The sequence below is a fragment of the Tistrella sp. genome (assembly GCF_002684955.1).
Classification (GTDB): Bacteria; Pseudomonadota; Alphaproteobacteria; order Tistrellales; family Tistrellaceae; genus Tistrella; species Tistrella mobilis.
The window spans coordinates 52,803-64,465 of the sequence record NZ_NYWI01000064.1; the positions used below are offsets into that span (position 1 = coordinate 52,803).

The following is an 11,663-nucleotide window of genomic DNA, read 5'->3' on the forward strand; positions in this document are numbered from 1 at the left end:
GTGCGCGGCCCGACGAAGACGGTCCGGTCAGGCGCTCAGGCGCTTGCGGCCGCGCGAACGACGGTTGGCCAGCACCTTGCGGCCGCCCACGGTCGCCATGCGCGACCGGAAGCCATGACGGCGCTTGCGAACGAGCTTGCTCGGCTGATAAGTCCGCTTCACGGTAGGAACTCCATATCTGCTGTGACCGGCACTGAGGCCCCGATACCGGCGCCTGTTTCATGCGGGTCACGCACGCGCCGGGCGGGCCGCGCCTGCCGGCGAAACCCGAATAACCACGGGCTTATACGGGCACGCCCCCTGCCTGTCAATCGCAAGCAGGGGGTTGAGATGACGGCGATGTTTCAGGCCGCCCGTCCCGTGGCCGGCCTGCCCCGGCGCGACGGTGCTCAGACCCTGCGCATCCGGCGCAGCCCCTCGCTGCCCGCGCGGCGGGTCGCCTCGCCCGGCAGCAGGCTGACCGGGATTTCGGCGGGCGTCGCCGGCGCCTTGTCGGCCGGCGCCTGATCGATGGCGGCGGGCGCGGCGTCGGTGGCCGGAATCTCGGCCGGCCGGCTCAGCATCACCGTGGCGGAGGACGGATACTTATAGGCGGCGCCCGAACTCATATCGACCGCCGCGCCGATGATCCCGCCCGCAATGATGTTGCCGAACGCGGCGCCGGCGGTCTCGGAGACCAGGCTGGTGGTGCCCTTCCAGCCGGTCGGGGTGGAACAGACGATCGTCAGATCACCATAGGATTTGGTGACCGTGGAGCTGCCCGGGGTCGCCGGCACGCTCCAGGTGCCCTTGTCGTTGCGCAGCTCGCACTGCGCCCCCTGCTCGGGCGCGGTCTGAACGGCGATGGACTGGGTGGTGCCGGCTGTGATCGAGGCACAGGCGGCCGACATGGACGCAATCGCGACCACGCCCGCAAGGCGGCTGATGCGGTTCATGTTTCTCTCTTTGGTGCTGATGTCTTCTCTGAACGGGAATTATCTAAAATCCCATACAACAAAGAACACAAGTCGTCACCTTTTGAGAGACGGTCAGGGCAAAACGGGCCTTCAGAAATCTCCGCTCAGCAGCTGGGCACGTCGGCGGGCATGGTAATCGGCGTCGATCCGGCCGCGGGCAAGCAGGTCGTCCAGTTCGAACAGGCGGTCTTCCCGCATGCGCTCGTCAGCGCGGGCGGCGCGGGCGGCATGCAGGGCCAGCAGTTCCCGGCCCGAGAGTTCGGGTGCCGCCTGGGGCAGCGGCCGCATGGCGGTGAGCGGCGGGCAGAAATTCGCGGCACGGCCGCGGCCGTCGCGGATCGCATAGCCATAGCCCGCGAAATGATCATCGGGATAGCGATAGGACCAGCGGCGCGCCTCGGCGCAGTCGCGATCCGCCGGTTCCAGCGACATCACCACCGGCCCCATACCGTCGGCGGTGGGCTGGTCGCCGACATAATAGCGGTGCTCCACCCGCGCGAGGGTGGAGCGGGTGCCGAAATCATGGGGCGAGCAGGCGGCGGTGACGAGGCCTGCAAGAAGGCCGGCGACGAGCCCCGGGCGCATGGCGGTTCTCCAGTATGGACCGGTTGTGGGCCGAGTGTGGCGGCTTCGCCCGGTGCGGGCAAGTGCGGCGACTTGCCCTGGATCAAAGCGGGAGATGCTGCACTGCATCATGCTATCCTGGCGTTCAGGCGACGCGCCCATCCCCCCTCATTTGCGTGGACGACCGAGCGATCATGACCAGACAGAGCCCCGGCCCCCTGACCATCGCCGAGACCGCCTGGCACGCGGTACCCCCGGAGGCGGCCCTCGCAGCCCTCAATGCCCGGGCCGACGGCCTGGCGGGCGACGAGGCCGCCAGCCGCCTGGCCGCGTTCGGGCCCAACCGCCTGGAGGCCAAGGCCGGGCGCAGCCTGATCGCCCGGATCGCCGGCCAGTTCCGCGACGTGCTGATCCACGTCCTGCTGGTCTCGGCCGCGATCTCCATCCTGCTCGGCCATTACGTCGATGCCGGGGTGATCCTGGGCGTGGTGGTGATCAACGCCGTGATCGGCTTCGTTCAGGAAGGCCGGGCCGAAAAGGCGCTGGCGGCGATCCGCGACATGATCGCGCCCCGGGCGGCGGTGCTGCGCGGCGGCGTGCGGGTGGGGGTCGATGCGGCCGAACTGGTGCCGGGCGATGTGGTGCTGATCGAGGCCGGCGACCGGGTGCCCGCCGATCTGCGCCTGCTGGATGCGGCCGGGTTGCATATCGATGAAAGCGCGCTGACCGGCGAATCGGTGCCGGTCGCCAAATCCACCACCCCCACCCGGCCCGATGCCGCCCTGGCGGACCGCGTCTGCATGGCCTATTCCGGCACCATGACCACGGCCGGCCAGGCACGCGGGCTGGTGGTGGCCACCGGATCCACCACCGAAATCGGCCGGATCGGCCGGATGATCGAGACGGTGGAGACGCTGGAAACCCCGCTGGTCCGCCAGATGGCCGGGTTCGGACGCCGGCTGTCGGCGGTGATCCTGGCGATGTCGGCCCTGGTGTTCGCGGTGGCGGTGGGCCTGCGCGGCTATGCCTTCGACGATGCCTTCATGGCGGTGGTGGGGCTTGCGGTGTCGGCCATCCCCGAGGGCCTGCCCGCGGTCATGACCATCACGCTGGCGATCGGCGTGCAGCGCATGGCCCGGCGCCGCGCGATCGTGCGCCGCCTGCCGGCGGTGGAAACCCTGGGCGCGATCGGGGTGATCTGTTCCGACAAGACCGGCACGCTGACCGCCAACGAGATGACGGTGCGCGACTGCGTGCTGGCCGAGGGGCGGCTTGCGGTCGAAGGCCATGGCTACGATCCCGAGGGACGGGTTGCGACCGAGGCCGGCGAGGACCCCGCCACCGCGGCGGCGGCCGTGCTTGCCGATCTCGCCCTGGCCGGGCTGCTCTGCAACGACGCCCGGCTGTTCGCCGATGAAGAGGGCCGCTGGCGGGTCGAAGGCGACCCGATGGAGGCGGCCCTGGTGCGCCTGGCCGCCAAGGCCGGGCTCGACCCCGACCAGACCCGGGCCGCGCGGCCGCGGATCGGGCTGATCCCCTTCGACAGCCGCCATCGCTGGATGGCGAGCCTGCATGCCGGCGCCGATGATCCCGGGCCGCTGCTCTGCGTTAAGGGCGCCCCCGAAGTGCTGATCGGCCTGTGCGAGGCGGAGGCGATCGGCATTGATGCCGGGATCGGCACCCGGCCGATCGATCGGCCGGCCTGGGAGGCCGAAGTCGCGGCGCTCGCCGGGCGCGGCCGGCGGGTGCTGGCCATCGCCGCCCGCAGGCTCACCCCCGGTGCCGGGATGCCGGCCGCGGGCGAGATCGGCCAGGGGCTGGTGCTGCTGGGCCTGGTCGGCATGATCGATCCGCCGCGCCCGGCGGCGGTGGAAGCGCTGGCGGCGGCGCGCAGCGCCGGCATCAAGGTCAAGATGATCACCGGCGATCATGCGGTCACGGCGGCGGCCATCGCCCGCGACATGGGCATGGACGTCACCCATCCGCCGGCAACTGGTGCCGAGCTGGATGCCGCCGATGCCGAGACCTTCGCAAAGCTTGCCCACGAGCGCCAGGTCTTCGCCCGGGTCAGCCCCGAACACAAGCTGCGGCTGGTGGAGGCCCTGCAGGCGAAAGGCGCCGTGGTCGCGATGACCGGCGACGGCGTCAACGACGCCCCGGCCCTGAAGCGCGCCGACGTTGGCGTCGCCATGGGCAACAAGGGAACCGAGGCCGCCAAGCAGGCGGCCCAGATGGTGCTGGCCGATGACGATTTCGCCTCGATCGTGGCGGCGATCCGCGAGGGCCGCACGGTCTATGACAATCTGCGCAAGGTGATCGCCTGGACCCTGCCCACCAATGGCGGCGAGGCCATGGCGATCGTGGCCGCCATCATCCTGGGCCTGACCCTGCCGCTGACCGCCGTGCAGATCCTGTGGATCAACATGATCACCGCCGTGGGCCTGGGCCTGACGCTGGCCTTCGAGCCGACCGAGCCCGCCGCCATGCGCCGGCCGCCCCGCGCCGCCGATGCGCCGCTGGTAACGCCCTTCCTGTTCTGGCGGATCGGCTTCGTGTCCTTTCTGTTCGTCATCGGCACCTTCACCGTCTTCCATCTGGGCGAGGCGCGCGGGCTGGGGCTGGAGGGGGCGCGGACCCTGGTGGTGAATGCGGTGGTGGCGATGGAGATCTTCTATCTCTTCGCCGTGCGCTACATGGCCGGGCCCTCGCTCACGCTGACCGGCATCATGGGCACGCGGGCGGTGCTGACCGGCATCGCCCTGACCGTCGCCGCCCAGGCCGCCTTCACCTGGTGGCCGCCGATGAACCGGCTGTTCCAGACCGTGCCGCTGGGGCCGGTCGAGATCCTGATCGCCACCGGCGCCGGTGTGGCCCTCTTCGCGGTGATCGAGATCGAAAAGCGCATCACGCGGCTGGTGACGGCCAGACACTGACCCCATCGGCATCGGCCGGGCTCGCGGGGCGATCACGGCAAGTTTATTGGCGGGGGCGCCGGGCGGTCGTTACATCTGGGTCAAGGAGCGACCATCCCGGCCGCCCGCCGATGGACCCGCCGCCGATGACCATGTGCCGCAAACGCCCGCATCCCGAGACAGGTGGCCGCCGCCCGCTGCTGCGCTGCCTGCCGCTCGCGATCCTGGTGGCGGCACTGGCGCTGGCGCTGGCCGGCGGGCTGCATCATCAGTTGACGCTCGACGCCCTGGCCCACCATCACGACCGGATCACCGGGCTGATCCAGACCCATCCGCTGGCGGCGATCGCCGGTTTCTGCCTGGTCTATGCCGTGTCGGTCGCCATCTCGCTGCCGGGTGCCGCATTGCTGAGCCTGGCGGCGGGGGGGTTCTTCGGCGTGCCGCTGGGCCTCGCCATCGTGCTGGTGGCGGCGACCGCCGGCGCGGTGACGGTTTTTCTGGCGGCGCGCGGCGCACTCAGGCCGCTGATGCTGCGCCATGCCGGCGCGAAGCTCTGCCGCATGGAAGCCGGGTTCCGGCGCAATGCCACCAGCTATCTGCTGTTTCTGCGGCTGATGCCGGTCTTCCCCTTCTTTCTGGTCAATGTCGCCCCGGCCCTGTTCGGCATGCGGCTTCTGCCCTATGCGGCGGTCACGCTGATCGGCATCGTGCCGGGGGCGCTGGTCTATGTGTCGCTGGGCGCGGGGCTGGGCCAGGTGATCGCCGAGGGCCGGGTGCCGGATCTGGCCGATCTGATGACCGTCGAGATCATGGCCGGGCTGTCGGGGCTTGCGGTGCTTGCCCTGCTGCCGGCTTTGGTGTCGCATGTGAAGGCCCGCCGCGCCGCACGGAGACGCCCATGACCAGCCCCGAGCGGATGCTCGACACCGACATCTGCGTGATCGGCGCCGGCGCGGCGGGGTTGAGCGTCGCCGCAGGCGCCGTGCAGATGGGCGCGCGCGTGGTGCTGGTTGAACGTGGCCGCATGGGTGGCGACTGCCTGAATGCCGGCTGCATCCCGTCCAAGGCGCTGATCACACGGGCGCGGGCGGTGGCCGAGGCGGCGCGCTGGCCGGAGCTGGGGCTTCTGGGCGCACCGCCGGTGGCCGATTTCGCCCGGGTCAAGAACGGCATCGCAGACGTCATTGCCGACATCGCCCCGCATGATTCGCCCGAACGCTTCCGCAGCCTGGGCGTCGAGGTGATCGAAGCCGATGCCCGGTTTCTGGACCGCAACCGGCTGATGGCGGGCGACCGGATCGTCACCGCCCGTCGTTTCGTGATCGCCACCGGATCCCGCCCGGCACTGCCGCCGATCGAGGGGCTGGAGCGGGTGGTGGTCCATACCAACGAGACGATCTTCAGCGACCGGATGCAGCCCGAACATCTGGTGGTGCTGGGCGGCGGGCCGGTGGGGGTCGAAATGGCCCAGGCCCATCGGCGGCTGGGATCGGCGGTCACCCTCGCCACCTCGGGCAGGCTGCTGCCGACCGAGGATCCGGAGCTGGTGGCGGTGGTCCGCGACCGCCTGCTGGCCGAAGGCGTGGTGGTGCTGGAACAGGCCCGCGCCGTGGCCGCCGCCCCGAGGGCCACAGGCGACGGTGTCCGCCTCCATCTGGCAGGCCAGGGGAGCGTCAGACAGGTGGTGGAAGGCGACCAGCTGCTGGTCGCCACCGGCCGCCGGCCGGTGACCGAGGGGCTGGATCTGGCGGCGGCGGGGGTCGAGGTCGATGCCGGCGGCATCCGGGTCGATGCGCGGCTGCGGACCAGCAATGCCCGGATCTTCGCCATCGGCGACTGCATCGGCGGCATCGACGGCGCCGCCCCGCAGCGCTTCACCCATATGGCGGGCCATCATGCCGGCATCGTGATCCGCCAGGCGCTGTTCCGCCTGCCGGCCAGGGTGGAGACCCGGGCGGTGCCGCGGGTGATCTTCACCGATCCGGAACTTGCCCGGGTCGGCCCGACCGAGGCCGAGGCACGGGCGATGCACGGCGATATCCGGGTGCTGCGCTGGCCCTTCGCCGAGGTGGACCGCGCCCGCACCGAGGGGCGCCGCGACGGTCTGGTCAAGGTTCTGGTCGGCCGCCGCGGCCGCATTCTGGGCGCCGGCATCGTGGGCGAAGGCGCGGGCGAACTGCTGCAGAGCTGGGAACTCGCCATCCGCGAGAAGCTGAAGATCGGCGCCATGGCCGGGCTGATCACGGCCTATCCCACCCGCGCCGAGGCGTCGAAACGCGCCGCCGGCCAGGCCTTCACCGAGCTGCTGTTCGGCAGCCGCAGCCGCCGTCTGGTGCGGCTGCTGCTGCGGCTGCCCTGACCGCGAGGGGGATCCTTATGCCCGACAGCAGGCCCCGCCGCCGTTTTCGTCTGCCCTTCGTCGACAGCCTGTCGGGCCGGCTGCTGCTGCTGACCGTGATCTTCGTGATCCTGGGCGAGGTGCTGATCTATCTGCCCTCCATCGCCCGCTTCCGTCTGGTGTTCCTGGAGGCCCGGCTTGCCTCGGCCCATCTGGCGAGCCTGGCGTTGGAAGATCGCGACATGGAGGTGACGCCGGGGCTGGAAAAGGTGCTGCTCGACAATTCCATGGTGGTCGCCGTCACGCTCAGCCGCCCGGGCCGGCCCGATCTGATGCTGGGCGAACTGGCCCCGGCCGCCCGGACCGTGGATCTGCGCCAGCAGACCCCGTTCACGCTGATCCGCGATGCGCTCGATTGCCTGCTGAAAACCGAACCCCGGCTGATCCGGGTGATCGGCCCGGCGCCGATGGCGCCCGAGATGATGGTCGACGTGCTGTTTCAGGAACGCGATCTGCGCGACGAGATGCGCGCCTATTCGATCCGCATCCTGACCCTGACCATCGTGCTGTCGGCGATCGTCGCCGCCCTGCTCTATGCGGCCATCGAACGGCTGATGGTGCGGCCCATGCGCCAGATGGCGGCGGCGGTGATCGCCTTCCGCGAGGCGCCGGAAGATCCGGCCCGGATGATGCCGCCCTCGGGGCGCAGCGACGAAATCGGCATCGTGCAGCGGGAACTGGCGATGATGCAGCAGAGCGTGCGCCGGGCGCTGGAACAGAAAAGCCGGCTGGCGGGGCTGGGTGCGGCGGTCGCCAAGCTGAACCACGACCTGCGCAACCTGCTCTCGACCGCCCTGCTCAATGCCGACCGGATCGAGCGCGAGGCGAGCCCCGCGGTGCGCCGGTTGCTGCCGCCGATGATCACCGCGCTCGACCGGGCGATCACGCTTTGCGGCCGGTCCCTGGGCTTCGCCACCACCGAGACGCCGGCCCCCGACAGAACCCGGCTCGATCTGGCCCAGGTGGTGGAAGAGGTTCTGGCGACCGTGGACCCCGACCCGCCGGCCGCCCCCGACGATCCGCTGCTGCCGGCAGCCGATCCCGGGCCGATCGCCCGGGCCTGCGCCATACCGGCGGGCACCACGGTGCTGGCAGACCATGACCTTCTCTACCGGATCCTGGCCAATCTGGTGCGCAATGCGCTGGAGGCGATGCAGACGGCGGCGCCGCCGCCCGACGGCCACCGGCTGGTGGTCGCCATCGGCCGCGGCAGCGGGGACGAGATCGCGATCCGGGTCGACGATACCGGCCCGGGCCTGCCGCCCAAGGCGGCCGCCCATCTCTTCGAGCCCTTCACCGGCTCAGCCCGGCCGGGCGGCACCGGGCTGGGGCTGGTGATCGCCCGCGATCTGGCCCGCGCCCATGGCGGCGATCTGACCCTGGACTCGACCGGGCCCGAGGGCACCCGCTTCACCCTGCACCTGCCGGTCAGGTAGCCCCCAGTCGGACGGCCACAGTCAGACGGATGTCAGACGGAGGCCACCCGGATCAGCATGAAGCCGTCATGGCCCTTCACGCCCACGGTCTGCAGCACCGTCGCCTCAAGCCGCGGATCGGCCGCGACCATGCCGGTGAAGCTGCGCACGCCCTGCACCGAGGCATCGCCATCGGGATCGGTGACCCGCCCGTCGCGCACCACATTGTCGGCCAGGATCACCGAACCCGGCCGCACCAGCATCATCGACCAGTCGAGATAGACCGGGTTCGACGGCTTGTCGGCATCGATGAAGATCAGGTCGAAGGGCGGCTCGGACCCGTCTTCGACCGCAGCGGCAAGATCGGGCAGATGATCATGGGCCGGGCCGACGCGCAGATCGATCCGGTCCATCACCCCGGCCGCGGCAAGGTTGGCGCGCGCGACATCGGCATGATGCGGATTGAATTCCAGCGTCACCACGCGCCCCGCCGGCCCCAGCGCCCGGGCGAGATGCAGGGTGCTGTAGCCGCCGAGCGTGCCGATCTCCAGCACCCGACGGGCGCCGATCATCTTCGCGACCATCCCCAGAAAGCGGGCCTGAAGCGGCGAAACGTCGTGGGGCGGCAGGCCGGCTGCGGCATTGGCGGCAAGGGCCGCCTCTCCCGCCGGATCCGCCGGCAGCAGGTGATCGGCAAACCAGAGGTCGACCGCCTGCCAGCGATCGGTATCGGTCCGGGTCATGAGGGCACGGGCTCCGCGGGTGGAGAGAAGATCAGGACCAGAAGGGATCGGCATCCTTCACGAAACGTTTCCAGGCGCTCACACCCTTGCGCAGAGCCTCGTCCTGGCCGGCCGCATGGGCGCCCGCGATCATGCCGGCACCGAAGGCGAGCGCCGGCCGTGCCGACAGCTCTTCCAGCCGGGAGCGGGCGACGGCGATGTCGTTCAGCAGGCCCAAGGCATCCTGCAACGCCTTCAACCGCTTGCCGAAACGGGTCGCCTGCTTCTGGTCGGTGGCGAGCCCGCCGAAGAACTCGCAGGCATAGCGCAGCTTCTTGACCTGGATGCGCACCTCGTGCCGGGCCTCGGGCGCCAGCTTGCCGAGACCGCGGCCCCGGCGCAGCACCTTGCGCAGCCGCTTGTCGAGCACGCGGGCCGCAAAGGCCCCCAGCGGCTCCAGACCGGGGGCCGGAGACAGGTGGACGACCGGCGCCTCCTCTGCTTCGGGGGTATCGGCATCACCGCCGGACATCGCCAGCCCGTCGAAGGGCTCCGGCGCCGCGCCGCCATCGGGCAGCCAGTGGCCGGCCTCGATCCAGGCGCCCAGCACCAGGGGCAGCCGGGCGAATTTCGGATCGTCGAGTGCCGCGGCGACGGCATCCCAGGCCGCACGCCGGTCGTCTTCCACCGCGCCGCGCAGCGCGGCGAGCGGGCCGGCCCCCAGCAGCTTTTCCGCACCGGTCAGGGTTTCGCCCACAAAGACATCAGCGTCGCGCGCCGGCCCCAGCACCGCCATCAGCCAGCCCAGCGCCGCCTTGACGTCGCCCGGCGTCAGCAGCGCCGGATCGACACCCGGCGCCAGCGGGTCGGCGACGGTCGCCCCGGTCGCCTCGCCGAAAATCTCCTTGAAGGTGGACAGCGCCGATTTGAGCCGCCGGACCGAGACCCGCATCTGATGCACGCCTTCGGGCAGCCCCGCCCGCACCGCAGGCTCGTTGGCGACCAGCTGGCCCAGACAGGCGCGGGCGATCGCCCGGAAGCCCTCGGCCGCGGTCATGTCGGGGTCAAGCGCGACGGGGGCGGCCTTCTCGGCCGTCACCTCGTCCGCGGCCGCGGCCCCGGCGACCAGGGCAAAGCCGCGCTCCGATTTGGGCGGCAGCAGCGGCTGCAGCCGCACCCGGTCGAGCAGGGAGAGCGCCACCAGATAGAGCCGGTCGGGCGTGCCCTCCAGCAGGCGGAGTTCGATTTCGGCAACCGGCAGCCGGTGTTCCGGATCTTCGGCATCGGCGATGCTGCCCTCGTCGATCACCAGTTCGACCGCCCAGCCGGCATCGCCCAGCCGGTGCAGGCTGCGCCTGAGATCGGTGACGAAAACCGGCCTCAGCGCGGCGGCGAGATCGGCCTCGGTGCCGAGCGCGCCGAGCGGGGTGCCGGTCAGCAGCCGGAGATCCGGCCGGTCGTCGGCCACCGCATCCTCGAAGGCGTCGCGCCGGATCAGGGCCGAGCCCGCCGGCGGCTCCATCGCGCATTTCACCGACTGGACATGGCGCCGGCCGATGGTGACCACCTTGGCCACCGCGCCGCGGGCATGAAGCCGGCGGTCTTCGGTATCGAAATAGACCGCGCTTTGCGACCGGGTCACCGGTTTGGCAAGCCTGAGGTCACGCAGGGCGCGGTGCTGCCGGAGGCTTTTCAGCCCCGCGGGATCGAGGGCGAATTTCAGCCCGAGTTCGACGCGATGCATGGGGGCAGGTTTCCTGTGGGACCCGGAACGATTGGGGAGATGCGCCGGAACGGGCGCAGGCTGCGAGACCGGGCAGGGACCGCATGACACGCAAGCGATTATGCCTGCTGCCGGCCACGTCCGCCAGTGCACGCAATGGCGTCGAAGGGTCGCAGCCGGTGGCCGCAGAACGCCGGATAATGGAAAGGTACGACATAACGATGAGAATTTATTGACAAAATGTCGGGAAAACAATTTCGTCAGAGTGAGGTGTCCAATCGGACGCCGGCCAGCACCGCCAGGACGGGGCGGTGCGATGCATCAGACCGGGGCGGGTCGGGATGCCGGGTTTCATGGGAGCACCGATGACGCAACTGAGCCGAGATCACCAGCTCGACGGCCCCCTGCTCGACGTGCGCTCCCTGAGCGTCCGCTTCGGATCGAACCGGGTCGTGGACGACGTGTCCTTTGCGGTGGCGCCCGGTCAGACGCTCGCGATCGTGGGCGAAAGCGGATCGGGCAAATCGGTCACCTCGCTCGCGATCATGCGGTTGATCGACCACATGAACGGCACCATCGATCAGGGCGAAATCCGCTTCGGCCAGGGGCCTGATCCGGTCGACATCGCCCGCGCCTCGCAGGACGAGATGCGCCGGATCCGCGGCAAGGACGTCGCGATGATCTTCCAGGAGCCGATGACCTCGCTCAACCCGGTCTTCACCGTCGGCGACCAGATCGCCGAGGTGCTGATGCTGCACGAGGGGCTGCCGAAATCCCGGGCGCTGACCGCAGCACGGGAGCTGCTGGAGATGGTCCGCCTGCCGGATGCCGCCGCGATGCTGAAGCGCTATCCGCATCAGCTGTCGGGCGGCATGCGCCAGCGGGTGATGATCGCCATGGCGCTGGCCTGCCGGCCGAAACTGCTGATCGCCGACGAGCCGACCACGGCGCTCGACGTCACCATCCAGGCCCA

Annotated in this window: 10 protein-coding genes; 5 read left to right on the forward strand and 5 right to left on the reverse strand. The window is 70.5% G+C overall.

What is annotated here, in order from left to right; genetic code table 11:
• Positions 1–27: 27 nt before the first annotated feature.
• The 3 genes from rpmH to CMO28_RS20075 form a co-directional block, all read right to left on the reverse strand.
• Positions 28–162, reverse strand: coding sequence for a 50S ribosomal protein L34 (gene rpmH / locus CMO28_RS20065; RefSeq protein WP_014746230.1), 135 nt, complete (start codon positions 160–162; stop codon positions 28–30).
• 227 nt (positions 163–389) lie between these two features.
• On the reverse strand, positions 390–935 hold the full coding sequence (locus tag CMO28_RS20070; protein WP_296716163.1) for a hypothetical protein: 546 nt from the start codon (positions 933–935) through the stop codon (positions 390–392).
• 111 nt (positions 936–1,046) lie between these two features.
• Positions 1,047–1,541, reverse strand: coding sequence for a hypothetical protein (locus CMO28_RS20075; RefSeq protein WP_296716165.1), 495 nt, complete (start codon positions 1,539–1,541; stop codon positions 1,047–1,049).
• Between the two features lie 173 nt (positions 1,542–1,714).
• Here CMO28_RS20075 and CMO28_RS20080 point away from each other — a divergent pair, with 173 nt between their 5' ends.
• The 4 genes from CMO28_RS20080 to CMO28_RS20095 all read left to right on the forward strand — a co-directional run bounded on the left by CMO28_RS20080 (position 1,715) and on the right by CMO28_RS20095 (position 8,266).
• Positions 1,715–4,453, forward strand: a complete 2,739-nt coding sequence (locus CMO28_RS20080) for a cation-translocating P-type ATPase (RefSeq protein WP_296716167.1) — start codon at positions 1,715–1,717, stop codon at positions 4,451–4,453.
• A 125-nt stretch (positions 4,454–4,578) separates the two neighbouring features.
• Positions 4,579–5,334: a TVP38/TMEM64 family protein gene (locus tag CMO28_RS20085; protein ID WP_296716169.1), complete on the forward strand. Its 756-nt coding sequence runs from the start codon at positions 4,579–4,581 to the stop codon at positions 5,332–5,334.
• A complete protein-coding gene (locus CMO28_RS20090; RefSeq protein WP_296716171.1) occupies positions 5,331–6,791 on the forward strand; it encodes a dihydrolipoyl dehydrogenase family protein in 1,461 nt (486 codons plus the stop codon). The genes CMO28_RS20085 and CMO28_RS20090 overlap by 4 nt, the downstream gene beginning before the upstream one ends.
• Before the next feature lie 17 nt (positions 6,792–6,808).
• Positions 6,809–8,266 (forward strand): sensor histidine kinase, encoded by a 1,458-nt coding sequence (locus CMO28_RS20095; protein ID WP_296716174.1) that lies wholly within the window; start codon positions 6,809–6,811, stop codon positions 8,264–8,266.
• 32 nt (positions 8,267–8,298) lie between these two features.
• Here CMO28_RS20095 and CMO28_RS20100 read toward each other — a convergent pair whose 3' ends face one another.
• Positions 8,299–8,988: an O-methyltransferase gene (locus tag CMO28_RS20100; RefSeq protein ID WP_062763903.1), complete on the reverse strand. Its 690-nt coding sequence runs from the start codon at positions 8,986–8,988 to the stop codon at positions 8,299–8,301.
• A gap of 31 nt (positions 8,989–9,019) precedes the next feature.
• On the reverse strand, positions 9,020–10,711 hold the full coding sequence (locus CMO28_RS20105) for a CHAD domain-containing protein (RefSeq protein ID WP_296716182.1): 1,692 nt from the start codon (positions 10,709–10,711) through the stop codon (positions 9,020–9,022).
• 344 nt (positions 10,712–11,055) lie between these two features.
• Here CMO28_RS20105 and CMO28_RS20110 point away from each other — a divergent pair.
• A partial coding sequence (locus CMO28_RS20110; RefSeq protein ID WP_296716184.1) for an ABC transporter ATP-binding protein occupies positions 11,056–11,663 on the forward strand: 608 nt, incomplete at its 3' end.

Excerpts from the sequence above, each read along its gene's own strand:
- CMO28_RS20070 (WP_296716163.1), bottom strand. The coding sequence starts at position 935 with ATGAACCGCATCAGCCGCCTTGCGGGCGTGGTCGCGATTGCGTCCATG.
- CMO28_RS20075 (WP_296716165.1), bottom strand. The coding sequence starts at position 1,541 with ATGCGCCCGGGGCTCGTCGCCGGCCTTCTTGCAGGCCTCGTCACCGCC.
- CMO28_RS20080 (WP_296716167.1), top strand. The coding sequence starts at position 1,715 with ATGACCAGACAGAGCCCCGGCCCCCTGACCATCGCCGAGACCGCCTGG.
- CMO28_RS20085 (WP_296716169.1), top strand. The coding sequence starts at position 4,579 with ATGACCATGTGCCGCAAACGCCCGCATCCCGAGACAGGTGGCCGCCGC.
- CMO28_RS20090 (WP_296716171.1), top strand. The coding sequence starts at position 5,331 with ATGACCAGCCCCGAGCGGATGCTCGACACCGACATCTGCGTGATCGGC.
- CMO28_RS20095 (WP_296716174.1), top strand. The coding sequence starts at position 6,809 with ATGCCCGACAGCAGGCCCCGCCGCCGTTTTCGTCTGCCCTTCGTCGAC.
- CMO28_RS20100 (WP_062763903.1), bottom strand. The coding sequence starts at position 8,988 with ATGACCCGGACCGATACCGATCGCTGGCAGGCGGTCGACCTCTGGTTT.
- CMO28_RS20105 (WP_296716182.1), bottom strand. The coding sequence starts at position 10,711 with ATGCATCGCGTCGAACTCGGGCTGAAATTCGCCCTCGATCCCGCGGGG.